General features: G+C 63.8%; 23 protein-coding genes, 2 tRNA genes and 1 riboswitch. Of the genes, 19 read left to right on the top strand and 6 right to left on the bottom strand.

What is annotated here, in order from left to right; all coding sequences use genetic code 11:
• The first annotated feature begins 70 nt into the window (after positions 1-70).
• The 4 genes from SS05631_RS00565 (at position 71) to SS05631_RS00580 (ending at position 5,118) form a co-directional block, all read left to right on the top strand.
• Complete coding sequence (locus tag SS05631_RS00565; protein ID WP_037420562.1) at positions 71-2,767, top strand: sensor histidine kinase KdpD; 2,697 nt, start codon at positions 71-73, stop codon at positions 2,765-2,767.
• A 128-nt stretch (positions 2,768-2,895) separates the two neighbouring features.
• On the top strand, positions 2,896-3,561 hold the full coding sequence (locus SS05631_RS00570) for a CDP-alcohol phosphatidyltransferase family protein (protein WP_037420558.1): 666 nt from the start codon (positions 2,896-2,898) through the stop codon (positions 3,559-3,561).
• Positions 3,558-4,169, top strand: a complete 612-nt coding sequence (locus SS05631_RS00575; protein WP_037420555.1) for a lysophospholipid acyltransferase family protein — start codon at positions 3,558-3,560, stop codon at positions 4,167-4,169. The genes SS05631_RS00570 and SS05631_RS00575 overlap by 4 nt, the downstream gene beginning before the upstream one ends.
• 7 nt (positions 4,170-4,176) lie before the next feature.
• Positions 4,177-5,118: a phosphatidate cytidylyltransferase gene (locus SS05631_RS00580; RefSeq protein WP_037420552.1), complete on the top strand. Its 942-nt coding sequence runs from the start codon at positions 4,177-4,179 to the stop codon at positions 5,116-5,118.
• Between the two features lie 49 nt (positions 5,119-5,167).
• Here the strand turns inward: SS05631_RS00580 and SS05631_RS00585 are convergent.
• Positions 5,168-5,243 (bottom strand) — tRNA-Thr (locus tag SS05631_RS00585).
• Positions 5,244-5,319: 76 nt separating this feature from the next.
• Entirely contained in the window at positions 5,320-6,330 is a 1,011-nt protein-coding gene (locus tag SS05631_RS00590; RefSeq protein WP_037420549.1) for a nitronate monooxygenase family protein, read from the bottom strand.
• A gap of 270 nt (positions 6,331-6,600) precedes the next feature.
• Between SS05631_RS00590 and SS05631_RS00595 the strand changes: the two genes are divergently transcribed.
• On the top strand, positions 6,601-7,755 hold the full coding sequence (locus SS05631_RS00595; RefSeq protein WP_095677900.1) for a biotin transporter BioY: 1,155 nt from the start codon (positions 6,601-6,603) through the stop codon (positions 7,753-7,755).
• 18 nt (positions 7,756-7,773) lie between these two features.
• On the opposite strand, the gene ppk2 is transcribed toward SS05631_RS00595, so the two are convergent.
• The gene (ppk2, locus tag SS05631_RS00600; RefSeq protein ID WP_037420512.1) at positions 7,774-8,676 is read right to left on the bottom strand and encodes a polyphosphate kinase 2; all 903 of its coding nucleotides are present in this window, start codon (positions 8,674-8,676) and stop codon (positions 7,774-7,776) included.
• 333 nt (positions 8,677-9,009) lie between these two features.
• Here ppk2 and phoR point away from each other — a divergent pair, with 333 nt between their 5' ends.
• From phoR to phoB, 7 genes are all read left to right on the top strand, one after another.
• Complete coding sequence (gene phoR / locus SS05631_RS00605; protein WP_037420509.1) at positions 9,010-10,272, top strand: phosphate regulon sensor histidine kinase PhoR; 1,263 nt, start codon at positions 9,010-9,012, stop codon at positions 10,270-10,272.
• A 191-nt stretch (positions 10,273-10,463) separates the two neighbouring features.
• Positions 10,464-11,498 carry a substrate-binding domain-containing protein gene (locus SS05631_RS00610; protein WP_037420506.1) on the top strand — a complete coding sequence of 345 codons (1,035 nt, stop codon included), beginning with the start codon at positions 10,464-10,466 and terminating at the stop codon, positions 11,496-11,498.
• An 86-nt stretch (positions 11,499-11,584) separates the two neighbouring features.
• Entirely contained in the window at positions 11,585-13,069 is a 1,485-nt protein-coding gene (gene pstC / locus SS05631_RS00615; RefSeq protein WP_037420503.1) for a phosphate ABC transporter permease subunit PstC, read from the top strand.
• On the top strand, positions 13,066-14,388 hold the full coding sequence (pstA, locus tag SS05631_RS00620; RefSeq protein ID WP_037420500.1) for a phosphate ABC transporter permease PstA: 1,323 nt from the start codon (positions 13,066-13,068) through the stop codon (positions 14,386-14,388). The genes pstC and pstA overlap by 4 nt, the downstream gene beginning before the upstream one ends.
• Positions 14,389-14,401: 13 nt before the next feature.
• Entirely contained in the window at positions 14,402-15,217 is an 816-nt protein-coding gene (pstB, locus tag SS05631_RS00625; RefSeq protein ID WP_037420497.1) for a phosphate ABC transporter ATP-binding protein PstB, read from the top strand.
• A 46-nt stretch (positions 15,218-15,263) separates the two neighbouring features.
• Positions 15,264-15,977 carry a phosphate signaling complex protein PhoU gene (gene phoU, locus SS05631_RS00630; protein WP_037420495.1) on the top strand — a complete coding sequence of 238 codons (714 nt, stop codon included), beginning with the start codon at positions 15,264-15,266 and terminating at the stop codon, positions 15,975-15,977.
• A 45-nt stretch (positions 15,978-16,022) separates the two neighbouring features.
• The gene (gene phoB, locus SS05631_RS00635; protein WP_037420492.1) at positions 16,023-16,706 is read left to right on the top strand and encodes a phosphate regulon transcriptional regulator PhoB; all 684 of its coding nucleotides are present in this window, start codon (positions 16,023-16,025) and stop codon (positions 16,704-16,706) included.
• A gap of 84 nt (positions 16,707-16,790) precedes the next feature.
• Here the strand turns inward: phoB and SS05631_RS00640 are convergent, their stop codons facing one another.
• Positions 16,791-17,309 carry a GcrA family cell cycle regulator gene (locus SS05631_RS00640; protein WP_037378329.1) on the bottom strand — a complete coding sequence of 173 codons (519 nt, stop codon included), beginning with the start codon at positions 17,307-17,309 and terminating at the stop codon, positions 16,791-16,793.
• A 414-nt stretch (positions 17,310-17,723) separates the two neighbouring features.
• Here SS05631_RS00640 and SS05631_RS00645 point away from each other — a divergent pair, with 414 nt between their 5' ends.
• From SS05631_RS00645 to SS05631_RS00655, 3 genes are all read left to right on the top strand, one after another.
• Positions 17,724-18,923 (top strand): aspartate aminotransferase family protein, encoded by a 1,200-nt coding sequence (locus SS05631_RS00645; protein WP_037420532.1) that lies wholly within the window; start codon positions 17,724-17,726, stop codon positions 18,921-18,923.
• 49 nt (positions 18,924-18,972) lie between these two features.
• A complete protein-coding gene (gene argF / locus SS05631_RS00650; RefSeq protein ID WP_037420488.1) occupies positions 18,973-19,890 on the top strand; it encodes an ornithine carbamoyltransferase in 918 nt (305 codons plus the stop codon).
• A 404-nt stretch (positions 19,891-20,294) separates the two neighbouring features.
• The gene (locus tag SS05631_RS00655; protein ID WP_037420485.1) at positions 20,295-21,290 is read left to right on the top strand and encodes an Hsp33 family molecular chaperone; all 996 of its coding nucleotides are present in this window, start codon (positions 20,295-20,297) and stop codon (positions 21,288-21,290) included.
• A 114-nt stretch (positions 21,291-21,404) separates the two neighbouring features.
• On the opposite strand, the gene apaG is transcribed toward SS05631_RS00655, so the two are convergent.
• On the bottom strand, positions 21,405-21,797 hold the full coding sequence (gene apaG, locus SS05631_RS00660) for a Co2+/Mg2+ efflux protein ApaG (RefSeq protein WP_012706741.1): 393 nt from the start codon (positions 21,795-21,797) through the stop codon (positions 21,405-21,407).
• 111 nt (positions 21,798-21,908) lie between these two features.
• Between apaG and SS05631_RS00665 the strand changes: the two genes are divergently transcribed.
• Positions 21,909-22,523: a CDP-alcohol phosphatidyltransferase family protein gene (locus SS05631_RS00665; RefSeq protein ID WP_037420482.1), complete on the top strand. Its 615-nt coding sequence runs from the start codon at positions 21,909-21,911 to the stop codon at positions 22,521-22,523.
• A 51-nt stretch (positions 22,524-22,574) separates the two neighbouring features.
• Here SS05631_RS00665 and SS05631_RS00670 read toward each other — a convergent pair whose 3' ends face one another.
• Complete coding sequence (locus tag SS05631_RS00670) at positions 22,575-23,759, bottom strand: O-succinylhomoserine sulfhydrylase (protein WP_037420479.1); 1,185 nt, start codon at positions 23,757-23,759, stop codon at positions 22,575-22,577.
• 42 nt (positions 23,760-23,801) lie between these two features.
• Positions 23,802-23,880, bottom strand: a riboswitch (SAM riboswitch).
• A gap of 75 nt (positions 23,881-23,955) precedes the next feature.
• Here SS05631_RS00670 and SS05631_RS00675 point away from each other — a divergent pair.
• The 3 genes from SS05631_RS00675 (at position 23,956) to SS05631_RS00685 (ending at position 26,198) form a co-directional block, all read left to right on the top strand.
• Positions 23,956-25,053, top strand: a complete 1,098-nt coding sequence (locus tag SS05631_RS00675; protein WP_037420476.1) for a 2'-deoxycytidine 5'-triphosphate deaminase — start codon at positions 23,956-23,958, stop codon at positions 25,051-25,053.
• Positions 25,054-25,147: 94 nt separating this feature from the next.
• Positions 25,148-25,222: transfer RNA gene (locus SS05631_RS00680), tRNA-Gly, on the top strand.
• 124 nt (positions 25,223-25,346) lie between these two features.
• A complete protein-coding gene (locus SS05631_RS00685) occupies positions 25,347-26,198 on the top strand; it encodes a transporter substrate-binding domain-containing protein (protein WP_037420525.1) in 852 nt (283 codons plus the stop codon).
• The last annotated feature ends 30 nt before the right edge of the window (positions 26,199-26,228 follow it).

Below are 26,228 nucleotides of genomic sequence, written 5' to 3' on the forward strand. Positions count from 1 at the left end.
ACGTTGAGGGTCCGGTCACGGATGGTCTCTGGGAGCGAACCTTCTCCAACGACCGAGTTCGAGAGATTGCATGTCCGAGATTGATCGCGATCTGGCAAACCGCCCCGATCCCGATGCCCTGCTGGCTCTGGCCGAACAGGGCGGAAGAGGGAAGCTGACGGTGTTCCTCGGCGCCGCGCCGGGCGTCGGCAAGACCTTCGCCATGCTGATGCGGGCGCAACGCCTCAAGCAACAGGGCGCCGACATCGTCATCGGGCTCGTCGAAACTCATGGGCGCAGCGAAACCGCGGCGCTGCTCGAAGGGCTGGAGGTCCTGCCGCGCCGGGAAGTCGTGCATAGCGGCCGCACGCTGAGCGAATTCGATCTCGACGCCGCTTTGGCGCGCCGCCCGACGATCATCGTCGTCGATGAGCTCGCCCATACCAATCTCGGCGACGGTCGCCATCCGAAGCGTTACCAGGACATCGAGGAACTCGTCGATGCCGGCATCGATGTGTGGACGGCGCTCAACATCCAACACCTCGAAAGCCTGTCGGACATCGTCGCCCAGATCGCCGGCGTGCCGGTGCGCGAACGGATTCCCGACACGGTCCTGAATCGGGCCGACGAAGTCCTGCTGGTCGACCTGCCTCCGGCGGAACTGATCGAGCGGCTGAAGGAGGGCAAGGTCTATCTGCCCGACAATGCCCGGCGTGCCGCGGACAATTTCTTCCGGCTCGGCAATCTGACGGCGCTGCGCGAGCTTGCGCTGCGGCGGACCGCCGACCGGGTCGACGACCAGATGGTCGATTACCTCAAGCAGAACGCCATCGAGGGTCCCTGGCCGGCCGGCGAAAGGCTCCTCGTCTGCATCGGCCCGGATCCGCTATCGGAAAAGGTGGTGAGGACGGCGAGCCGGCTCGCCTCCGGCCTCAATGCCGATTGGATCGTCGTTTCCATTGAACGGGCGGATCGCGAAGCGGGCGACGGCGAGGCGATGCGGCAGCTCGACGAGACCTTCCGCCTTGCCGAGCAATTGGGCGCGGAGACGCGCCGCATCGTCGGCAGCGATTTCGTCGAGGAGATCCTGAAGCTTGCAAGGCGCGAGAATGCCACGCAGATCGTCATCGGCGCGCGCCGCCACTGGTTCCCTCTTAGCCTTTTCCGTGCCTCCCTGCCCGATGCACTGGCCAAGCGCGTCGCGGGTGTCGGCATTCACCTCGTCACGGGCAAGATCGAGCCCGCCGCAAAGCGGCGGCGGAGAAGCGGGCAATTGCTGCCGGAAGGATTGGGGCGGGCCTTCGGCATAGCCTCCGGCACCGTCGGGCTGGCGACCGCGCTCGGCGTGCTGATCGAGCAGGTCATCATCCTGCAGAATATTTCGCTCCTCTATCTCCTCGCGGTGCTCGCCTCGGCGGTTTATGCCGGCTACTTCGCGGCCCTGGCAGCCGCACTGTTTTCCGTCGTCGCATACAATTTCTTCTTCATCGAGCCGGTCGGCACCTTCACGGTGGCCGAGCCGCACGAGGTTTTCGCGCTCTTCGTTTTCCTGGCCGCAGCGGCGCTCGCCGGCGGGCTTGCCTCGCGCATCCGCGAGCAGGCAAAGACCGCCAAAGGCCGGGCGACGGCGACGCAGGCGCTTTACGATTTTTCCCGCAAGCTTTCCGGCACTGCCAATGCCGAAGACGTGTTGTGGGCGGCGGCCAACCAGATTCACGCGACATTGAAGCGCAATGCCGTGCTGTTGCTGCCGGAAGACGTTGACATCGCCGTGAGGGTGGCTTGGCCTCCGGACACCGAACTCAGTGTCAGCGACATGATGGCGGCGCGCTGGGCGTTCGAAAAGAAGGAGCCGGCAGGCAATGAGACCGGTACGCTGCCGAACAGCCCGTTTCAGTTCAGGCCGCTGATGAGCCCGCATGGTGTCGTTGGTGTTTGCGGCTTTCTGCAGGAGGGCAACCCTCTCGACATCAACGCGGAACGAGCCCTTGCCGCGATCCTCGACCAGACCGCCATCGCCGTCGATCGCGCGAGGCTGTCGCGTGAAAGCCTCGATCAGGCCGCCCAGCTTGAGGGAGAGAAGTTCCGTGCTGCGCTTCTCTCGTCGCTGTCCCACGATCTCACGACCCCCTTGGCGGCGATCGGCGGCGCGGTCGCGAACCTCCGCAAACTCGGCGAAGGAATGCCGCAGGCGGATCGGGAGGATCTGCTGAACTCGATCGATGAGGAGAGCGGCAGGCTGAAGCACTTCGTTGCCAACCTGCTCGACATGATCCGGCTCGAGGCCGGAACGATCAATGCCAGGCGCGATCGGGTCGATGTGGCGGAAGTGGTCCACGATACGGTGGAACGGGCGCGGAAATATTTTCCGGGCCGAGTTTTCGAGACCAGCATCGCCCCGGAGCTGCCCCTGATGCGCGGCGACAGCGTCCTGCTCGGGCAGGCCCTCTTCAATCTGCTCGACAATGCCGACCGCTTCGGCGGTGACGAACCCGTCAGCATCTATGCCCGGCGGGAGGGCGACGAGGTCGTTCTGTCGGTGACGGATCTCGGCAAGGGCATTGCCGCCGCCGATATCGATCAGGTCTTCGACAAGTTCTTCCGCAAGGGAAAGCCGGACGGACGCTCGCTCGGCACCGGGCTCGGCCTGTCGATCAGCAAGGGATTCGTGGAGGCGATGGGCGGGCGGATCAAGGCCGAGAGCCCGGCCCTCAGGCGCCGCGGAACGCGGATCTCCATGCGCTTCCCGGTGGCCGGAACGGAGGCCCAGGAGAAGGAACGCGGGTGACTCCGGCATGGCCGCCGTTGAAGCCGTTGCCCCGTCCGCAGTCGCGAGGCGGCCATATGGCCTTTGGCGCGAAGTTGTTTTATGACAGGTTGCAATCATAAATTTTGTAGGGGCTGAATTCCACAAAGATGAGTGTCGCTCCGGATGGCGCAGAGCCCGAGAGGCCGGGCGCGGATCGGCGTCCCATTGCGGCGCGCGACAGCGGCTTGGCGCGCCGCCTGACGGCGCTGCTCCTCAAGACGCCGATCACGCCGAACGGGATCTCGCTGCTGAGCATCGGCTTCGCCGCTGTCGGCGCGGCAGCGCTCGTCTTCGCGCCGCGCTGGCCGTTGCTTTATCTCGTCGCCGTCGCCGGCATCCAGTTGCGGCTTCTGTGCAATCTGCTTGACGGCATGGTGGCGGTCGAGGGCGGCCGCGGCTCGCCGGTCGGCGCGCTCTACAACGAATTTCCCGATCGCATTGCCGACACGCTGCTGATCGTGGCGCTTGGCTACGCCGCCGGCGCCGGCTGGCTCGGCTGGGCCGGCGCGCTTGCGGCCGCCCTGACGGCCTATGTGCGCGTCTTCGGCGGCTCGCTCGGCCAGGTCCAGGACTTTCGCGGACCGATGGCCAAGCAGCACCGCATGGCACTCATGAGCCTCGCCTCCCTCCTGGCGCTCGGCGAAGCCTGGCTGACAACGGGGCGTTTCGTTCTCTACGCCACGGCATGGATCATCCTCGTCGGAGCGCTTCTCACCTGCTGGACCCGCACCAGGGCGATCGTCTCGCGCATCCCGGGAGCCGCAAAGCCGTGATCGACCTGTCGCTGATCGGCCTCACCCGGTTTCTCGTCGGCGGCCAGGCGCAATGGATCGGTGCCGTGCCGGACACGCGCCAGCGCATCTATTTCGCCAACCACGCCAGCCATCTCGACACGCTGCTGATCTGGTCGGCCCTACCGCGACCCCTGCGCGGGATCACTCATCCGATCGCGGCCGCAGACTATTGGGGCAGGGGCAAGCTCCGCCGCCACATTGCGCTGAAGGTGTTGAATGCGGTGCTCGTCGAGCGCGCCACGCAAGGCCCGCCCGGATCGGCGCTCGCCCCCTTGCGCGGTGTGCTCGCCGACGGCGAGTCGCTCGTTCTCTTTCCAGAGGGAACGCGCGGCAGCGAGCGTCTCCCGGGGCCGTTCAAGAGCGGCCTCTACTGGCTGTCGCAGGAATTCCCGGAGGTCGAGCTGATCCCCACCTATCTCGACAATCCCTCGCGCGCCTTCCCGAAGGGAACCTTCCTGCCCGTTCCGATCAGCTGCACCGTTCGCTTCGGCGCGCCCCTCATGCGGCGGGCGGGGGAGGAGAAGGACGCGTTTCTCGAACGCGCCCGCGCCGCCGTCGGCGCGCTCGCCTCCGACCGGGTTCCATGAGGCCGCCATGTCTTTGATCGACAAGCTTTCCATCCTCTTCGGCGGCATCTCAGCGCTGCTCGGCATCGCCTCGGTGATCGGCTTCGTGCTGTCGTGCAAGGTGACCTCCGAAAACGGCCGGGCGACGGTCGCCAATCTCAACGCCCGCATCAAGGCCTGGTGGGTGATGGTGGCGATCTTCGCGGTGAGCTTCGGTCTCGGCCGCGGCGTGACCGTGGTGCTCTTCGCGCTCACCTCGTTCTACACGCTGCGCGAGTTCATATCGCTGACGCCGACGCGCGGCGCCGATCACCTGCCGCTGGTCGCCGCCTTCTATGTGCTGCTGCCGCTTCAATACTGGCTGATCTGGACCGACTGGTACGCGCTCTTCGCGATCCTCGTGCCGGTCTACGGCTTCCTTCTCCTGCCGAGCCTTGCGGCGCTGAAGGGCGATGCCGGTGAGTTCCTGCTGCGTGTCTCGCGCATCCAGTGGGGCCTGATGCTGACCGTCTACTGCATCAGCCACGCACCGGCCCTGCTGACGCTCGACATCCCCGGCCGTCCCAACGAGGGTTTCCTGCTGCTCTTCTTCCTGATCACCGTCGCGCAGTTCAGCGACGTGATGCAATACGTCTTCGGCAAGCTCTTTGGCCGGACGAAGGTGGCCCCCGTCGTCAGCCCCTCAAAGACCGTAGAGGGCCTCGTCGGCGGCGGCCTCTCCGCCGTCGCCGCCGGCGCCGGTCTCTGGTGGATCACCCCGTTCACGCCGCTTCAAGCTGCCGCCATGGCGCTCGCCATCGTCGCCATGGGCTTTTTGGGCGGCCTGTCGCTCTCGGCCGTCAAGCGTTCGATGGGGGTCAAGGATTGGGGCACGATGATCTCCGGCCACGGCGGCGTGCTCGACCGCATGGACTCGCTGAGCTTTGCCGCACCGGTGTTTTTTCATCTGACGCGGTATTTTTATACGTGAGCGGCTGAGCGCCGCAGCGGCGACTTCAAGTAAAAATGCAGGGAAGAAATGGTGCCGCTTACGTGACTCGAACACGTGACCCCATCATTACGAATGATGTGCTCTACCGACTGAGCTAAAGCGGCATTAAAGCGCCCCGCAGCGTGACCGCGGAACGAATGTGAGGCGCTGATAAACGCAAAGCGCCGGGATTTCAAGTCATCAGTTTCGAGAACTTGAAAATTCCTTCGACGCGTCGAGGCCCGCCAAGGATGCCAGGCCGAGGCGGGCGCGGGCGGCGGCGTATTCGCGTTCCAGCCGGTCGACCAGTTCCGCGACCCGGCTGATCCCGTGGATGGCGCCGATGCCTTGGCCGCAGCCCCAGATGTCCTTCCAGGCCTTGGCGCCGTCCGTTGCCTTGCCGAAGTCCATCTTCGACGGGTCGGCCTCCGGCAGGCTGTCCGGATCCATGCCGGCGGCGCGGATCGAGGCCTTCAGATAGTTGCCGTGAATGCCGGTGAAATAATTGGAGTAGACGATATCGGCGGCGTTGCCGTCGACGATCGCCTGCTTATAGGCATCGCTGGCGCGGGCTTCCTCGGTGGCGATGAAGGGCGAGCCGATATAGGCCATATCGGCGCCCATCGCCTCTGCCGCGAGGATGGCGTCGCCGGTGGCGATCGCGCCCGAGAGAAGCAGCGGCCCGTCGAACCAGGCGCGGATTTCCTGGATCAGGGCGAAGGGCGACAGCGTTCCGGCATGGCCGCCGGCGCCGGCGGCGACCGCGATCAGCCCGTCGGCCCCCTTGCGGATCGCCGAGTTGGCGTGGCGGTTGTTGATGACGTCGTGCAGCACGATGCCGCCATAGGAGTGGATTGCAGCGTTGACCTCCGGTACGGCCCCGAGGGAGGAAATGACGATCGGTACCTTGTATTTGACGCAAAGCATCAGGTCCTGCTCGAGCCGGGTATTCGACTTGTGCACGATTTGGTTGACGGCAAAGGGCGCGGCCGGCCGGTCGGGATGCTGGCGGTCGTGCTCGGCGAGCGTTTCGGTGATCTCGGCGAGCCACTCGTCGAGTTGTGCCTGCGGACGGGCGTTGAGCGCCGGGAAGGCACCGATGACACCGGCCTTGCATTGCGCGATCGTCAGCTTGGGATGCGAGACGATGAATAGCGGCGCGCCGAGAACCGGCAGTCTCGTCGTTCTGGAAAGAATGGGCGGCAACGGCATCGGTCTCTCTCATCCCATTTTTTGACGTTTGCGTAAACGTCAATGTAGATAGCAGCAAAGGCCGTGCTTGCAAAGAGAGGTTTTCCGCCCCGCATTTTGACGGGGCAAGGGGCCCTTTTCCCCGTGCAAGACCCGGCCGCAGCGCCGCCGGACTTGCAGATTCCGAAAGCAGCGGTTACCCAATCGTTAATAAAACCAACGGCGTGCCGCGGGAAGAGGCAGGGCCTTCCGATACTCGCCCCGTAAGCCTGGTGTGCAGAAGGATTTGATGTGAGCGGACTCGAGACGGCGATCAGGAATGCACTGGAACGCTCGGAGCGGAGCAATGCGGAGATCCGCGCGCGGATCTATCAGTCGGCCCGCCAGGCGCTGGAAAACGGCCTGAAGAAGCAGGAAATCGAGGACCCGGAAGTCATCGCCAGGCAGCGCCATCGGCTGGAGGCGGTCATCCACGCGATCGAGACGGAGGAGCGCGCGGCCCTGAAGGCGCGTGCCGCCACACCGGTGGTGAGCCTAGCAGAGGTGAAAAGCAAAGCTGATGCGGCGGCGCAGGTCGCAGCCGGGCCAGCCGCCACGGTGCGGCAGGAGCCGAGCCTCCAGCCGGAGGCGCGTCCGGCGGGCGACGGCGGCCTCGGTGCGCTCGGCGCACTCCGCCCGGAGCGCGACGGCCCCACGCCGCCGGTCAACGGTGGCGGAAAATCTGCGGAGGCGGCGAGGTCCGGTACGGCCGCCCCCGATCTCGGCGTCACCGACAAGCGTCCCCGCAAGCGCAGGCGCGGCCGGCTTCTCTCCTTCGTCATGGTTGTCGCGACGCTGGCCGCCGCCGTCGGCGCGGGCGTGTGGTGGGTTCAGACCAACGACCTGTTGAAGTCGCCCGCCGAGCGCGACACCAATGTCGCCAACCCTCCGGCCGTGGTGGAGAGCGAGGACTTCCCCGGCGCGGCCGGCTTGCCGACCCTCGGCGCGCAGGAGGGGTTTTCCGACGACTGGATCGAGATCTTCACGCCGGCGAACGCGGCGGCCGTCAGGCCTGGCACTCGCGCCACGGCCGAGCCTTTCGACGACGACGGCGGAGAGCGCATCCGGCTGGCGTCGGCGACAGGGTCGAAGGAGGGCGAGGTGGCAATCGACATTCCCGCCGATGTGCTGGCCCAGCTCTCGGGCAAGTCCTCGACGCTTGCCCTGAGCGTCCGGGCGCTGCCGGGCAAGACGACGGAGTTCTCCGTCGAATGTGATTTCGGGGCACTCGGCGCCTGCGGCCGTCACCGCTTCACCGCCCATGACGAGCGCGTCGACATGCTGTTCAAGATCAGCTTCGAAGATCGCGCGCCGGGCAGTTCCGGAAAGCTGCTGATCAACAGCGATGTCAGCGGCGACGGCAACAGTCTGGATCTCTATGCGATCCGTGTGCTGCCGGGGCAATGATCGGGCCTTGCGCCCGGCTCACCTGAGGAAGCCCGGGCCGGCGCCGACGATCTTCTCGTCCACCTTGCCGATCGCAGCCTTGTCCTTGCCGTCATAGTCGAGCTTCGTCAGCATATGGCGGACCAGGTTGATCCTGGCGCGGCGCTTGTCATTGCCGCGGATGACGGTCCAGGGCGCATGGTCCGTATGCGTTTCCTTCAGCATCCGGTCGCGCTTCCTGGTGTAGTCGTCCCATTTCGGCAGCGCGGCTATGTCCATCGGCGACAGCTTCCAGACCTTCAGCGGATCGTGCCGCCTGTCGTGGAACCGCTTCAGCTGCATCTCGCGGCCGATATTGAGCCAGAACTTGAAGAGCTGGATGCCCTCGTTGACAATCATCTTCTCGAAACGTGGTGCCTCCTTGAGGAAATGCTCGTACTGCTCGGGCGTGCAGAAGCCCATAACCGGCTCCACGCCGGCCCGGTTGTACCAGGACCGGTCGAAGAGAACGAATTCGCCGACCGTCGGGAAGGTCGAGACGTAGCGCTGGAAATACCATTGACCCCGTTCCGTTTCGGTGGGCTTGGTGAGCGCCACGACGCGTGCGGAACGAGGGTTCATGTAGGCCATGGTCGCATGGATGGCGCCGCCCTTGCCGGCCGCATCGCGCCCCTCGAAAACGGCCATGACGCGCTTGCCGGTCGCCTGCATCCAGAACTGCACCTTGACGAGCTCGATCTGCAGCCTGGTCAGCGTTTCTTCGTATTCCTCCTCGTCGAGCTTCTTCTCGTAAGGATAGTCGTCGGAGGAAAAGGCTTCGTCGTCGATCCATTTCGGCAATTCCGGATTGTCGATGTCGAAGACCCGTGTCTTGCCGCCGATCTCGAGCTCGACCGCCCGGCTTCCGGGTGCCCCCGCATTCGGGATCTGTTCGAGAGCCATGTGATTTCCTCCCGCTGATGTGAAATCCACTACCGCGCCGTGCATCTGTTCAGTCGCGCAGGCGTCGCTGCAGGCACTTTGCTCGCTGCCTGCCCTTTATCCTCAAATTGACTGAGATTTGAGGAGGCATGCAATGGAGGAGGCCACAATTGCATTGCAGATTCAAGCATGTCGTGAAAATCATGTCATGAAGCGCCGCTATCTCTGAGCTTGTGGCGAAGCGGACGGCTGGAACGCTTGCGTCGATTTCCAGCCAGGGCCGCGCCACCTTGGCGGGTCACCACCACGTTCTTAACACGTGGCTGCAATTCCTCATGGGTCGGGAGGCGGCAATTGGACAGCGAGGGTATCGTCTTGGATGGCGCGAAGGTGTTCTGGCAGGGCCTCAAGCCGAAGCTGAAGGCAGAGCGCTGGATTCTTGGCCTCTCGATCCTGCTTGCCATTCTTGCGGCCCTCGCCGGTATCCATGTGCTGGCGGTGCTTGCCTTCTGGCTCGTTCTCGTAGCAGCGCTCCTCAAACGAAGTGTCCCTTCGTCAGAGCCGGTGCCGGAGGCGGCCCCGAGGGTGGTCGACACGCGCACCGACGCGCTGATCCCCGTGCTGAATGCGCTCGATATGCCCGTTCTCGTTATCGCCACGGACGAGACCGTCCTTTTCCAGAATGCAGCCGCCGAGAAGGCTTTCGGCGCGATTCCCCCGGAAAGCTATCTTTCGGCGCGGGTGCGTTCCCCCGGAATACTCGACATGGTGCGCGAGACCATCGCCACGGGAAAGGTCAATCAGATCGAACATGCGGAACGCCTGCCTTCGGATGCAGTCTATGTCGTCCGCGTCGCCCCGGCGGATATCGGCGGCGAGCTTTCCGGCGGGCAAATCTTCCTGCTGACCTATCGCGATATTTCCCAGACCCGCCGCATCGACCGGATGCGATCCGACTTCGTGGCCAATGCCAGCCACGAGCTGCGTACCCCACTCGCTTCCCTCCGGGGCTTCATCGAGACGCTGTCGGGGCCAGCAAAGAACGACACGAAGGCGCAGGAGAAATTCTTCGGCATCATGCATGAGCAGGTGACCCGCATGAGCCGCCTCGTCGACGATCTATTGTCTTTGTCGCGGCTTGAGTTGAAATCGCACATCGCTCCCGAAGACCCGGTCGATCTGGTGCCGCTGCTCGGACATGTGCGCGACAGCCTTCAGCCGCTGGCAAGCGATCTCGACGTGACGATCTCGCTCGAGGTGCCCGAGGGCCCGGTCGTCGTCCGGGGCGATCGCGACGAACTGATCGAGGTCTTCGAGAATCTCGTCGAAAACGCCTGCAAATACGGCCAGGAAGGCAAGAAGGTCGAGGTGCGCCTGACCGGCGGCGAGGGTTGTCAGGCAGAGGTCTCGGTCACCGACCATGGGCCGGGGATTCCGGCCGAGCATGTGCCGCGAATTACCGAACGTTTTTATCGGGTTAACGTGGAGGCGAGCCGGTCCAAGAAAGGGACTGGCCTTGGCCTCGCGATCGTCAAGCACATCCTGACCCGCCACCGGGCGCGCCTGCTCATCCATTCGGAGGTCGGCAAGCGCACGATCTTCACGGTGCGCTTCTGACACAAAAAGCGTGCGTCGGCTGCGACGAGCATAGATACCCAAGTATCTTCAATGACTTAGCCTGTCATAAATGTTTCACCCAATTGACATAAAACCTGTAGCCATCGGCGGCTAACTAGGGCAGCCGATTAAACGGCGAGAGAGCGCTGATCGCTAGCGCACCAACACGAGCCCATTCCGGGAGAACATCAATGAACATCCTTAAACTCAGTGTAGCGGCGCTGGTTGCATCCGCCGCATTCGCGGGCGCTGCTGTCGCTCGCGACCAGATCCAGGTCGCGGGCTCCTCGACCGTTCTTCCCTACGCAAAGATCGTCGCCGAAAGCTTCGGCGAGGCATTCCCGGACTTCAAGACCCCGGTCGTCGAATCCGGCGGCTCTTCCGCCGGCCTGAAGGAATTCTGCAAGGGCGTCGGCGAAGACACGATCGACATCGCCAATTCCTCGCGCAAGATCAAGGACAGCGAGATCGAGGCCTGCAAGGCAGCCGGCGTGACCGAGATCCAGGAAGTCAAGATCGGTTACGACGGCATCGTCTTCGCGACGGACGCCGGCAATGCCGATATCGCACTGAAGCCGGAGCACCTCTACAAGGCGCTCGCCGCTGAAGTCGTCGTCGACGGCAAGCTCGCTGCCAACCCCTACAAGAAGTGGTCGGAAGTCGACGCTTCGCTGCCGGATGCCGAAATCGCCGCCTACATCCCGGGTCAGAAGCATGGTACGCGCGAAGTCTTCGAAGAGAAGATCCTCGCTGCGGGCTGCAAGGCCTCCGGCGCTCAGGACGTCATCAAGGCTGCCGTCAGCGATGAAAAGCAGCAGCACAGCAAGTGCGTTGCCGTGCGCAAGGACGGCCTCGCCGTCGACATCGACGGCGACTACACCGAGACGCTCGCCCGGATCGCTTCCAACAAGAGCGGCATCGGCGTCTTCGGCCTGTCGTTCTACGAAAACAACGCCGACAAGCTGAAAGTCGCGACCGTCAACGGCATCGTACCGTCGACCGAAACGATCGCCTCCGGCGAGTACCCGGTTTCCCGTCCGCTGTTCTTCTACGTCAAGAAGGCGCATCTCGGCGTCATTCCGGGTCTCAAGGAATATGTCGAGTTCTTCGTCGACGACCAGATGATCGGCCCCGACAGCCCGCTTGCCGAATACGGCCTGGTTGCTGCTCCGGATGCCGAGCGCGAAGAAATCCGCAAGACCTTCGAAGCTGGCAATCTGCTCTGATCAAGACCGGTCCCGGTGCAGCTTTCCGCTGCGCCGGGACCTTGCATAGTTGGATTTTTTGGCGGCCCTGCCGTGGAGACGTGCCGATGAGCACCTCGCTTCTTCTCCTGATCATCGCTTTAGTTGGATTTGTTGCCTATTTTGCCGGCCGCGCCCGTTCGCTTGCCGAGTCCGGCAACAAGCTTGCCACCTTGCATTCGCTGCCGGGCTACCATGGCAGCTATGTCGCCATCTGGGCAGTGCTGCCCGCGGTCCTGGTGCTTGCCGCATGGCTGATCGCCTCGCCGCTTCATGTCGATTCCGCCGTTCGCTCGGCGCTCCCTGATACGGTCCAAAGTCAGGGCGACGCGGCAGTGCAGCTCGCGCTCGGCCAGGTGAAGGCGGTCGCCACGGGGCTTAAACGCCTCGACACCGCGGAAATCGAGGCAGTCAAGACCGGTTCGGCCAATCTGCGCGAAACGCTCGCCGCCAAGGGCGTGGCGCTTGCCGGTGAAGGCGAGCCGTACATGGTCGAGGCGGCTGAGCAGTTCAATACGATGCGCGGTTACAGCCGCTGGCTGATGAGCGCCGTCGTGCTGCTCGTCGCCATCGCCGGCGGCCTCTATGCAATCCGCAACGTTACCACCCGCTTTCGCGCCCGCAATCAGGTCGAGCGCGTCATGCTCGGCTCGCTCGTCGTCGCTTCGTCGATCGCGATCCTGACGACGATCGGCATCATCGGCTCGATGTTGTCGGAAGCCGGTCGCTTCTTCAGCATGGTTTCGCCGATGGAGTTCTTCTTCGGCACGGTCTGGGATCCGCGCTTCGCCGCGGCAGGCAGCGAGGGCGCCTCCGGCCAGTTCGGCCTGCTGCCGCTTCTCGGCGGTACGCTCTATATCGCTTTTGTCGCCATGCTGTTTGCTGTACCGATCGGCCTGTTCGCCGCCATCTACATGGCCGAGTATGCCAGTCCGCGGCTGCGGTCTATTGCGAAGCCGCTGCTGGAGGTGCTGGCGGGCATCCCGACGATCGTCTACGGCTTCTTCGCGCTCGTCACAGTCGGCCCGTTCCTGCGCGACATCTCGACGCAGCTGAACGGCCTCATCACCGGCAACTACCAGAATTTCATTCAGGCGCAGAGCGTGCTGACCGCTGGCATCGTCATGGGCATCATGCTCATTCCGTTCGTCTCGTCGCTGTCGGACGACATCATCACGCAGGTGCCGCGGGCGCTGCGCGACGGCTCGCTCGGGCTCGGCGCGACGCGCTCGGAGACGGTGAAGAAGGTCATTCTTCCCGCCGCACTGCCCGGCATCGTCGGAGCGCTGCTGCTGACCGCCTCGCGCGCGGTCGGTGAGACGATGATCGTCGTGCTTGCTGCCGGCGTCGCCGCGCGCATGCAGCTCGACCCGTTCGAACCGATGACGACGGTAACGGTCAAGATCGTCCACCAGCTGACCGGCGACCTGGAGTTCACTTCGCCGCAGACTCTGGTCGCCTTCGCGCTCGGCATCACACTCTTCGTCATCACGCTCTGCCTCAACATCTATGCGCTCTACATCGTGCGCAAATATCGGGAACAGTACGAATGACCGACGTTGCTTCTCCCACGGTAAGGGTCTCGACCCGTCCCGCCGAAAGCCGCCGCGACATCGGCATAAAGCGCCGCTACGCCGCGGAGCGCCGGTTCCGTGCCTATGGCATCAGCGCCATCGTTATCGGCCTGTTCTTCCTGGCGGTCCTTGTCTGGAGTGTTGTCTCGAAAGGCTACACGGCCTTCCAGCAGACGACGATCACGCTGCCGATCGAGTTTTCCGAAAAGGTGATCGACCCGAAGAACGAGCGCGCGACCGATCCGAAGCAACTGATGACCGCCAATTATCCGGTGCTCGTCCGCGACGCCCTGGTCAAGCAGCTCGGCATCGACCCGAAGAAGCGGCCGCTTGTGAAACAGGCGAACGACATGGTCTCCGACAGCGTCCGCACGCAGCTGCGTGACATTGTCGTTGCCGACCCTTCGGTGATCGGCAAGACGATCCCGGTGACGCTGCTCGCCGACGCGAACATCGATTCGGCCTTCAAGGGCCAGATCGACCTCACGGTCGACGAATCGAAGCGCAAGGTCAAGGACCAGCAGGTCGCCTGGATGAACCAGCTGGCCGAGGCCGGCGTGCTGAAGAAGAGCTTCAACACCGGCATCTTCACGTTCGGCGCATCGAGCCGCCCGGAAGCGGCCGGCGTTGGCGTGGCGCTGGTCGGGTCTGCCTATATGATGCTGATCGTCCTCGTCCTGTCGCTGCCGATCGGCGTCGCCGCCTCGATCTATCTCGAGGAATTCGCGCCGAAGAACCGGCTGACCGACCTGATCGAGGTCAACATCAACAATCTCGCCGCCGTGCCGTCGATCGTCTACGGCCTTCTCGGTCTCGCCGTCTTCGTGAATTTCGCCGGCATGCCGCGCTCGGCGGCCCTCGTCGGTGGATTCGTGCTGACCCTGATGACGCTACCGACGATCATCATCGCGACGCGCGCCGCGCTGAAGGCCGTGCCTCCGTCGATCCGCTCCGCCGCGCTCGGCCTCGGCGCCTCGAAGATGCAGACGATCTTCCACCATGTGCTGCCGCTTGCCATGCCCGGCATCCTGACCGGCACGATCATCGGCCTGGCGCACGCCCTCGGCGAGACGGCGCCGCTGCTCCTGATCGGCATGGTCGCCTTCGTCGTCGACTATCCGGGCTCGCCGCTCGAACCGTCCACGGCGCTCCCCGTGCAGATCTACATGTGGGCGAACGAGGCTGAGCGCGCCTTCGTCGAGCGTACCTCGGGGGCGATCATCATCCTGCTGATCTTCCTCGTCATCATGAACCTCGGCGCAATTCTGTTGCGGCGTCGCTTTGAGCGTCGCTGGTAGTGGGGTAAGGACTATGAACATCATGTCGGAAGCTGCAGTCGAAAAGGCTCTGGACCAGAAAATGAACACGGTGCCCTTGAAGATGATCGGTAAGGATGTGTCGGTCTATTACGGCGAGAAGCGCGCGCTCTTCGACGTCAACCTGAATATCCGCGAGAATACCGTGACGGCGCTCATCGGTCCTTCCGGATGCGGCAAGTCGACCTTCCTGCGGACGCTCAACCGCATGAACGACACGATCGAGAATTGCCGGGTCACCGGCCGGATCACCCTCGACGAGGACGACATCTACGATCCGTCGATCGACGTGGTGGAACTGCGCGCCCGCGTCGGCATGGTCTTCCAGAAGCCCAATCCGTTCCCAAAGTCGATCTATGAGAATGTTTCCTACGGGCCGCGCATCCACGGCCTGGCCCGCACGAAGGCCGATTTCGATGAGATCGTCGAAACGAGCCTGCGGAAGGCGGGCCTGTGGAATGAGGTGAAGGACCGCCTGCAGGAGCCGGGGACGGGTCTTTCCGGCGGCCAGCAACAGCGCCTCTGCATCGCCCGCGCCGTTGCCGTCAGCCCGGAAGTGATTCTCATGGACGAGCCCTGCTCGGCCCTCGACCCGATCGCCACGGCCAAGGTCGAAGAGCTCATTCACGAGCTGCGCGCCAATTTCACCATCGTCATCGTGACCCACTCGATGCAGCAGGCGGCCCGCGTCTCGCAGCGCACCGCCATGTTCCACCTCGGCAATCTCGTCGAGGAGAACGACACCGACAAGATGTTCACCAATCCGGACGACCAGCGCACCCAGGATTACATCATGGGCCGCTTCGGCTGATCGCCCGAAAACCCACCGCGAAGAGTGCGCCCTCGAGGAACCGTAGATGTCTCACCCCCACATAACGACAGCCTTCGACGAAGAGCTTAAATATCTGACGCGCCGGATCTCGGAGATGGGCGGCCAGGCCGAGCAGATGGTGGCGGATTCCGTCCGGGCTTTGGTGAATTCCGATCTGGCGCTCGCCCAGAAGGTCATTTCCGACGATGCAATCTTGGACGACGCCGAGCGCCAGATCGGCGAAAAGGCGATCGTCACCATCGCCAAGCGACAGCCGATGGCCGCGGATCTCCGCGAGATCATGGGGTCGATCCGGATCGCCGCCGATCTCGAGCGCGTCGGCGACCTCGGCAAGAACACTGCCAAGCGCGTCATCGCGGTTGCCGGCTCCGGCATTCCGCGCAAGCTGGCGCGCGGTCTCGAGCACCTCGCCGAACTCGCCCTGATCCAGCTCAAGGAGGTCCTCGACGTTTACGCCTCGCGTTCGCCGGAGAAGGCAAACAGCATCCGCGAACGCGACGAGGAGATCGACGCGATTTACACCTCGTTGTTCCGCGAGCTGTTGACCTACATGATGGAGGATCCGCGCAACATCACCCCCTGCACGCATCTCCTTTTCTGCGCCAAGAACATCGAGCGTATCGGCGACCACGCCACCAATATCGCCGAAACCATCTACTACATGGCGACGGGCGCCCAGCCGCAGGGCGAGCGGCCGAAGGACGACATGACGTCAACGCTCGGATCCGTCACCGACTGAGGGGACACCCGCCAATCATGAATCTAGGCAAGGAGTCGTAACTGAATGTTGCCGAAGATAGCCGTTGTCGAGGACGAGGAAGCGCTCAGCGTGCTGCTGCGCTACAATCTCGAGGCTGAGGGCTTCGAGGTCGATACGATCTTTCGCGGCGACGAAGCGGAGATCCGCCTGCAGGAGCGCTTGCCCGACCTTCTCATCCTCGACTGGATGCTGCCCGGCGTCTCCGGCATCGAGCTTTGCCGCCGTCTCCGACAGCGCCCGGAGACCGAGCGGCTGCCGATCATCATGCTGACGGCGCGCGGCGAGGAAAGCGAGCGGGTGCGAGGCCTTGCGACCGGTGCCGACGACTACGTCGTCAAGCCGTTCTCGACGCCGGAGCTGATGGCGCGGGTCAAAGCGATGCTCCGGCGAGCGAAGCCTGAAGTGCTGTCGACGGTGCTTCGCTGCGGCGACATAGAGCTCGACCGCGAAACCCATCGCGTGCATCGTCGCACCCGCGAAGTGAGGCTCGGCCCGACGGAGTTCCGGCTCCTGGAGTTCCTGATGGCCTCGCCAGGCCGCGTCTTCTCCCGCTCGCAGCTGCTCGACGGCGTCTGGGGGCACGACATCTATGTCGACGAGCGAACGGTCGACGTCCATGTCGGCCGGCTGCGCAAGGCTCTGAATTTCTCCAATATGCCCGATGTGATCAGGACGGTGCGCGGCGCCGGCTATTCGTTGGAAAGCTGACGCTTGCGCTGCTCTTCCGGCGTTCCAAAGTGATAAGGGGCCCGACGGGCCCCTTCATGCGTTATTTGTTATTGCTCCGACCGATCAGCGCGCGCGGCGCCGCTCGGCCGAGGGCTGGTAGGCGAGGCGAGCGTGGTAGCTGCAATAGGGGGAGGATTCCGGCGAGTCGTTGCCGCAGAAGTGGAATTCTTCCTTGAGCGGGTCGCCGATCGGCCATTTGCAGGTCCGCTCGGTCAGCTGGGTGAGTTCCAGCCGGCGCGACATCGGCACGACAATGTTGGTGTCGAGTGCGAGATCCTGCTCCGCCACCAGATCGACGGCGACCTCTTCCTTGAGCACGGCCGTGCCGGCAGCGCGGGTAACCGTCCGGGTCACGGCGCGTGCCGCGTAGTTCGGGGCGCGGGGCGCCGAGGTCGTCCGCTTGGGACGAGCCGCCGCTGTCGCTCCGCCGGCCTTGGCGCGGCCTGGCAGGCTCAACCGATGAACCTTGCCGATCACCGCGTTACGGCTGACGCCTCCCAGCTGCGCCGCGATCTGGCTCGCGCTTAGGCCCTCGGACCATAGCTTCTTCAGCTTCTCAACCCGCTCGTCCGTCCAGTTCATGTCTGCACTCCCCGTTCTCGGCGTTGGGATGGCAGAATCCATCACCGTTCTCCGGAAAAGCCCCGGAGTTACAACGCGATAACTATTTTGGTGACTAGGTCCGCCGCATGCGTCTAGTAATTGAATATTAACCTACCGGCCGGGTGACTCCGTGGCAAGAGTCGCCGGAATCGCGCCGAATCGATTTCGCAGTTTTCCCCAACTTGCTGTCGGATAGTTGCATTTTTGCAAGCCCCGCATCGGGATTTTTTCGCGGTGCGGAATCCGGGCCGGCGCGACTGTTGCAAGCCTTGGTTTTGTTGACATTGCGCCGCGATATGGGAATAGTGCCTGCGCCGCCGAAAGGCGGCATTTTTGATTTTTGTCGGGCCGATACGTCCGACAGCGATGCCGATGACGAAGGAGATGCTGATCATGGCCGCAACAACGCCGCTCTACGACACCTATCTGCGTGCGCCGTTGCGTTTCGAGCGAGGCGAGGGCGTCTGGCTGATTGCCGAAGACGGCACCCGCTATCTCGACTTTGCAGCCGGCGTCGCGGTCATTTCGCTCGGCCATGCCCATCCTCATCTCGTCGAAGCGCTGAAAGCGCAGGCGGAGAAGCTCTGGCATGTGTCCAATCTCTACGATGTTCCCGGCCAGGAGAGCCTGGCGCAGCGGCTGACGGCGGTCACCTTCGCCGATCGAGTGTTCTTCACCAATTCCGGTGCGGAAGCGCTCGAATGTGCGATCAAGACGGCGCGCCGCTACCATTTCGCCAAGGGCCATCCGGAGCGGTTCCACATCATCACCTTCGAAGGCGCCTTCCACGGCCGCACCATCGCGACGATTGCCGCCGGCGGCCAGCAGAAATACATCGAAGGGTTCGGGCCGAAGGCTCCGGGCTTCTATCAGGTGCCGTTCGGCGACATCGCCGCCGTCAAGACCGCGATCAACGACGAGACCGCTGCAATCCTGGTCGAGCCGATCCAGGGCGAGGGCGGCATTCGCCTCGCTTCGAAAGAATTCATGCAGGAACTGCGCGCGCTCTGCGACGAGTTCGGGCTGCTGTTGATCCTCGACGAGGTCCAGTGCGGCGTCGGCCGCACAGGCAAGCTCTTCGCGCATGAATGGTCGGGCATCAAGCCGGACATCATGGCCGTCGCCAAGGGCATCGGCGGCGGCTTCCCTCTCGGCGCCTGCCTGGCAACGGAAGCGGCGGCGGCCGGCATGGTGGCCGGCACCCACGGCTCCACCTACGGCGGCAATCCGCTGGCGATGGCGGTCGGCAATGCGGTGCTCGATGTCGTCCTGGCCGATGGTTTCCTGGAGAATGTCCGCGACGTGGGATTGGTGTTCCGCCAGGGGCTTGCCTCGCTCAAGGATCGCTTCCCCGACGTGATCGAGGAGATCCGCGGCGACGGCCTGATGCTCGGCATCAAGGCAAAGGTGCCTTCCGCCGACTTCCTGAAGGCGATCCGCGCCGAGAAGCTGCTTGCCGTGCCGGCCGGTGAGAACGTGCTGCGGCTGTTGCCGCCGTTGATCACCACGCCCGCCGAAGCGCGCGAGGGGCTGGCACGACTCGAGCGTGCCGCCGAGGCGGTGCGCGCCAAGAGCGGAACGGCCGCGGCCTGAGGTCGCGACGGACGGTCGATTACCGGTTTATGACAGGAACTACAGCATTATGACTGCCACCAGACATTTTCTCGATCTCTCGGCAATGACCGCGACCGACCTGCGCACGATCATCGACGATGCCCGCGCACGAAAGACGGCGACCAAGGCCGGAACCGCCGAGAAACCGCTTGCCGGCAAGATGCTGGCGATGATCTTCGAAAAGCCGTCGACCCGCACCCGCGTTTCCTTCGATGTCGGCATGCGGCAGCTCGGCGGCGAGACGCTGTTCCTGTCGGGGACCGAAATGCAGCTCGGCCGCGCCGAGGCGATCGGCGACACGGCCAAGGTGCTGTCGCGCTATGTCGACGCCATCATGATCCGCACGACCGATCATCGCCGGCTTCTGGAATTGGCCGAGCACGCCACCGTTCCGGTCATCAACGGGCTGACCGACGACACGCATCCCTGCCAGATCATGGCGGACATCATGACCTTCGAGGAGCATCGCGGGCCGGTCAAGGGAAAGACGTTCGCCTGGGCGGGTGACGGCAACAACGTGCTTCACTCGTTGATCGAAGGCTCGGCGCGCTTCGGCTACCGGATGAACATGGCCGTGCCGCTCGGCTCCGAGCCGCAGGACAAGTTCCTGAACTGGGCGCGTAACAATGGCGGCGAAATCCTGCTCTGCCATGAGGCGGAGCAGGCGGTTGCCGGCGCGCACTGCGTCGTCACCGACACCTGGGTGTCGATGAACCAGGAGCATCGCGCCCGCGGGCACAACGTCTTCCAGCCCTATCAGGTGAACGCGGCGCTGATGAAGCACGCGGCCCCGGAGGCCTTGTTCATGCATTGCCTACCGGCGCATCGCGGCGAGGAAGTCACCGACGAGGTCATCGACGGCCCGCAGTCGGTCGTCTTCGACGAGGCCGAGAACCGGCTGCACGCGCAGAAGTCGATCCTCGCCTGGTGCCTGGGTGCCGTCTGACGGGACCGTTCGAGGGCCAGGCCGGGCTATTGAAATCGGAGAGCGGTGACACGATCTAGGCGATGTGCGGGAGAGTTCGGCCGCTGCGCCGTTTCTCGCCACAGCGCGTTTCAGCGGATCCGCCGCATACGGGGCGCTTCCGGAGCCGCGCTTGCCTGCTGGACAAATCGGTCCATGCCGGGATCAAATAGGATAAGCGGCAGTTAGAGACGGAGTGCGTCGATCGGCGCTCTCGATGTCACGAGCAATGCACGGTGTCATGCGAACGTTGCGCCTCTCGATCGAGACGCAGCGGTGCAACGAACGGCAGGGTGTGCGCGGCTGCTCTTGCATCCGCAGGATGGAAGTTCGATCACGGCGACGGCGGGTTGCTTGGCCGCTGTGATCCATGCAAGGAGCAAACGATGACAGAGACAGCACCGGGACTTGGCGAGTTCGATTTTGCCGGTGACGACCACGTCGTTCCCTTCCAGGTCGAGGGCCTCGACGTGCGTGGCCGAGCCGTGCAGCTCGGCCCGATGCTCGACGCTATCCTCGAGCGGCACAGCTACCCGCTGCCGGTGGCGCGGCTGGTTGCCGAAACCGTCGTGCTGACGGTCCTGCTCGGTACCTCGCTCAAGTTCGACGGCAAGCTGATCGTCCAGACCCAGGGCGATGGGCCGGTCGATCTCGTCGTTGCCGATTTCTCCACCCCGGATCGGGTCCGCGCCTATGCGCGCTACGACGAGGAAGCGCTTGCCGCCGCCGAGAAGGGCGGCCGCTCGCAGCCGCACGAACTGCTCGGCAACGGCATCCTTGCCTTCACCATCGACCAGGGCGCCCATACCCAGCGCTACCAGGGCATTGTCGCGCTTGACGGCGCGACGCTCGAAGAGATCGCTGCGGTCTATTTCCGCCAATCGGAACAGATACCGACCAAGGTTCGCCTCGCCGTCGCCGAACTGCTCGACCGGGACGAAAACGGCAAGCCGCGGCATCGCTGGCGCGCCGGCGGCATGGTGGCGCAGTTCCTGCCCGAGGCGTCCGAGCGCATGCGCCAGCCGGATCTGCCTGGCGGCGATGGCGATGACGGCGACGCCAGCCTGCTCTTCGAGGAAGACGATCTCTGGGCGGAAGCCAAGGTGATGGTGGATACGATCGATTCCGACGAGCTGACCGATCCTACCGTCGGCACCGAGCGTCTGCTATATCGTCTGTTCCACGAACGGGGCGTGCGCGTCTACCAGCCGCAGGCCGTCTACGATCGCTGCAGCTGCTCGCGTGACAAGATACGCGAGGTCCTGGAGGGACTGAGCGAGGAGGATATCGAGCACAGCATCGAGGACGGCGAGATCAAGGTCACCTGCGAGTTCTGCTCCACCGACTATCGCTTCGAGGCGAGCGAGGTGCGATCTCAATAAAGGCGGGCGGCTAATGCATGTCGCCCAAAAGTGTGCAGCGGTTTTGGGATAACGACATGCACAAAAACAAAGACCTAAGGCGCGCCGCGTGAATACGTTTGAACGCGACGGGCTTTAGTTCAGCGTCCGCACCAGTCCGGGAGAATCGAGCGAGAAGGCGGGGATGGCGACATTGAAGGTCTCTCCGTCTTCGGCCTCCATGCTGTAGTGGCCGAACATGACGCCGGAGGGGGTGTCGAGCGGGCAGCCGGAGGAATATTCGTAGGTGTCGCCGGGATTGAGCAGCGGCTGCTCGCCGATGACGCCTGGACCGCTGACCTCGTCCACCTGGCCGTTCTCGTCGGTGATGTGCCAGTAGCGGGTCATCAGCCGAACCGCGATTTCGGAATGGTTCGAGATGACGATGCGGTAGCCCCAGACATAGCGGCTATCATCCGGATCCGATTGTTCTTCGAGATAGTACGGCTCCACCGTGACCTCTATGTCGCGTGTCAGCGCACGGTACATGTTCGACATCCTGTTTCAAAACTGCTCGAGTATCATACAGCGATAAGGTTTCGTGAAGAATAACGGCAGGATTATACGGGTCCTTACGATTTTCACGCAAGGCAGGGGAATATGCTCGACGGCGCGGCGCGCAGGCATCTCGATCCTATCCTGAACCGGCTCGGCGCCGCCCTCGCAAAGCGGGGCTTGGGCGCCGATGCGGTCACGGTCGCCGGCCTTTGTCTTGGACTTGCCGCGGCCGTCTTGATTGCCTTGCATTACTACGTGGCGGGTGCGGCTCTCATTCTCCTGAGCCGGCTTTGCGACGGCCTCGACGGGGCAGTGGCGCGCGCGAGCCGCAAGACCGATTTCGGCGGTTTTCTCGACATCGTTCTCGACTTCGCCTTCTATGGCGCGATCCCGCTGGCCTTCATCGCCGCCGATCCGGCGGCCAACGGGTTTGCCGGGGGGCTCTTGCTCTTCGCTTTCTATGTCAACGGCTCGAGCTTCCTCGCCTTCGCCGCGATCGCCGAGAAGCGCGCACTGTCGACCGAGATCCGTGGTGCGAAGTCGATCTACTTCACCACCGGGCTTGCGGAGGCGACCGAGACGATCGTCTTCTTCGTGGCCGTCTGCCTGTTTCCGCACCGGTTCCCTGTGCTGGCGGCGATATTCGCCGTCCTATGCCTCTACACTGCCCTGTCGCGCATCGTTCTCGCGCGTCTCACCTTCCGTGACGGGTCATGAAAAAGCCGCCCGGCGGGGCCGGGCGGCTGAGGTCACCTGAAATTGGACGGTTCAGGCGCGGATCGACTTCAGTCCCTTGGCGAAATCCTCGACAAGGTCGTCGCTGTCTTCGATCCCGGCCGAGAACCGTACGGTTCCGGCCGAGATGCCGAGTTCGGTACGGGCCTCGTCGGTGAGGTTCTTGTGCGTCGTCGTCGCCGGATGTGTAATCAGGCTCTTGGAATCGCCGAGATTGTTGGAAATCCGCACGATCTCAAGGGCGTTCTGCAGCGCGAAGGCCGCATCCTTGCCGCCCTTCAGCTCGAAGGCGACCAGCGTCGAGCCGCCGGTCATCTGCTTGGCGATGATGTCGGCCTGCGGATGGTCCTTGCGGCCCGGATAGATGACGCGCGCCACCTGGGGCTGCTCAGCGAGGAAGTCGGCGATGCGGCGGGCGTTTTCCGTCTGCTGCCTGACGCGCAGCGGCAGCGTTTCGATTCCCTTGAGCAACGTCCAGGCGTTGAAGGGCGACATGGCAGGGCCGGTGTGGCGGAAATAGTCGTGCAGGTTCTCGTCGATCCATTCCTTGTCGGCAAGCACGACGCCGCCGAGGCAGCGGCCCTGGCCATCGATATGCTTGGTGGCGGAATAGACGACGACATGGGCGCCCAGCTCCAGCGGCTTCTGGAAGAGCGGCGTCGCGAAGACATTGTCGACCACGAGCTTGGCGCCCACCTGGTCGGCGAGCCTGGCGACGCCGGCGATGTCGATCACCTCCAGCGTCGGGTTGGTCGGGCTCTCGAGGAAGAAGACCTTGGTGTTCGGCCGCACCGCCTTTTCCCAGTTGGCAAGCTCGCGGCCGTCGACCAGCGTGCATTCGACGCCGTATTTCGGAGCGAGCGTTTCGACCACCCAGCGGCAGGAGCCGAAGAGGGCGCGGGCGGCGACGATGTGGTCTCCCGCCTTGACCTGGCAGAGGATCGCCGCCGAAACCGCCGCCATACCGGAGGCCGTGGCGCGCGCATCCTCGGCGCCTTCGAGCATGCACATGCGCTTCTCAAACATGTCGTTGGTCGGGCTTCCGTAGCGGGCATAGATGAAGCCGTCGGTCTCGCCCTTGAAGCGGGCTTCCGCCGCTTCCGAGCTTTCGTAGACGAAGCCCTGTGTCAGGAAGATCGCTTCCGAGGTCTCGCCGTGCTGCGAGCGGGTGGTCCCGCCGTGGACGAGTTGGGTTGCCGGGCGCCAGGTCTTGCTCATGCGACGATCACCTTCAGAACAAAAAAACCGGCCGCGAAACGACCGGTTTGACACCCGGCCTTTTTAGCTACTTGTTTAACGTGGCTGCAAGCCGACCGGCCAAATCACCACGGGATAAAGCTCCAATACTGCCTGGCCGCGCTTGCGTCAATTCCCGGAGTTTGGTTTTGTCTGGCAACTGAGAATGAGGATCGGAATGGGCCGCGACACAGGGATTTTGGCCGACCGCGCAATTGCCGCGCTGTTTGCCACGGGACGTCTGAAGAGCGAGAAGCCGCTGGATGATGACCAGATCCAGCCGGCGAGCCTCGATCTTCGGCTCGGATCCAAGGCGTTTCGCGTCCGGGCGAGCTTCATGCCGGGACCGGCGCATCTCGTCGCCGACAAGCTCGACCGCCTGAAGCTGCACGTCATCGATCTTCGCGAGGGCGCGGTGCTGGAAACCGGCTGCGTCTATATCGTGCCGCTGATGGAGAGCCTGACGCTGCCGGAGACCATGTCGGCGTCGGCCAATCCGAAGAGTTCGACCGGTCGCCTTGACATCTTCACGCGCGTCATCACCGATAGGGCGCAGGAGTTCGACAAGATCCCCGCCGGCTACAGCGGGCCGCTTTATCTCGAGATCAGTCCGCGGACCTTTCCGATCGTCGTTCGCCGCGGCTCGCGTCTCTCGCAGATCCGTTTCCGCGTCGGCCACTCCGTTCTTTCCGAGCAAGAACTGCTGGGCTTGCACGAAAGCGACGTGCTCGTCGCCAGCGAGCGGCCCAACATCACCGGCGGCGGCATTGCGCTGTCGATCGACCTCAAGGGCACCGGCCCGGACGGCCTGATCGGCTATCGCGGCAAGCATCACACGTCGGTGGTCGACGTCGACAAGAAGGCGGAGCACGCCGTTTTTGATTTCTGGGAGCCGCTCTATAGCCGCGGCCGCGACGACCTGATCCTCGATCCGGACGAGTTTTACATCCTCGTGTCGCGCGAGGCAGTTCATGTGCCGCCGCTCTACGCCGCCGAAATGACGCCCTTCGATCCGCTGGTCGGCGAGTTCCGCGTCCATTATGCCGGCTTCTTCGATCCGGGGTTCGGCCACGCCTCAGCCGGCGGCAGCGGCAGCCGCGCAGTACTCGAGGTCCGCAGCCACGAAGTGCCCTTCATCCTCGAACACGGGCAGATCGTCGGCCGGCTGATCTACGAGCACATGCTGGAGCGTCCGGAAGGTCTTTACGGCATCGATCTCGGCTCGAACTACCAGGCGCAGGGCCTGAAGCTTTCCAAGCATTTTCGCGCCGAGTGAGCCCAATAGCTGGATGATTCACTGCTCCAATAGAGCAGTGAATCATCTAGACGCTTGACAGATCGCGACCATTGGGGAAATTTCCGCTTCAGACGCGGGTGTAGTTCAGTGGTAGAACGCCAGCTTCCCAAGCTTGATGTCGTCGGTTCGATCCCGATCACCCGCTCCATTTTCCCTTCCTTCCGTATTCGCCCGACCGGCTTTAAGAATGCGCGGCCCTGCCGAGGGCCGGCCTATGGTCAGCGCTGCAGCATCCCGCTAAGTTCCGCTCAATGCTTGCGAATCGGATGGTAATGACGCGCGCTTCCTTTCACAAAACTATCGGGCTGCTGGCGGTCGCGGCGGTGCTCGTCGCATCCGCGGCGGGCGGCGCGCCGAAGGACCTGCCGCTGCTGTTCGATGCCCGCGAGCGCATCGCCAAGCCCGATCTGACCGGCCTGGCTCGGCTGCGCTTCCTCACCACGGTCGATTTCCCGCCTTTCAATTTTATCGATCAGTCGGGCAAGCTTTCGGGATTCCACGTCGATCTCGCCCGGGAAATCTGCCGCGAGCTGGAGATCGAACCGAAATGCCAGATCCAGGCGGTGACCTATCCCGAACTGATGCCGGCGCTCGAACAGGGCCAGGGCGAGGCGATCGTCGCCGGCATCGCCGTGACGCCGGAACTAAGGCGGCGTTTCGCCTTCTCCAGGGCCTTCTTGCAACTGCCGGCCCGTTTCGCCCTCAACAGGAAGGCTGCCGAGGGGGTTCAGAGACCGGACGACCTCGTCGGCAAGCCGGTCGGGGCCGTGGCCGGAACGAAGCATGAAGCGATGCTGAAGGCCTTCTTCCCGAAGCTCGAGGCCAAAGCCTACCCCGACCGACAGGCCCTACTGAACGCCCTGCGGGAGGGCGCCGTGACGGCCGCCTTCTCCGATGCCATGCAGCTCTCCTTCTGGGTCTCCGGCAGCGTCGCCGCGGGATGCTGCGCCCTGATGGACGGCGCCTATTTTTCCGAGCGCTTTCTGGGCGAAGGGCTGACGATCATGAACCGCACGACCGAGCCCGCTTTGACGCAGGCGATCGACCATGCGCTCTTGGCGCTTTCGCGCAGCGGCAGGCTCGAAGAGATTTACCTGCGCTATTTTCCGAACGGCATCTACTGACGCCAAGCGGCCGGGCTCGGCTGGCAAGCA

Origin of the sequence: Sinorhizobium sp. CCBAU 05631 (assembly GCF_002288505.1) — a bacterium.
In the GTDB taxonomy this organism is placed as follows: domain Bacteria; phylum Pseudomonadota; class Alphaproteobacteria; order Rhizobiales; family Rhizobiaceae; genus Sinorhizobium; species Sinorhizobium fredii_C.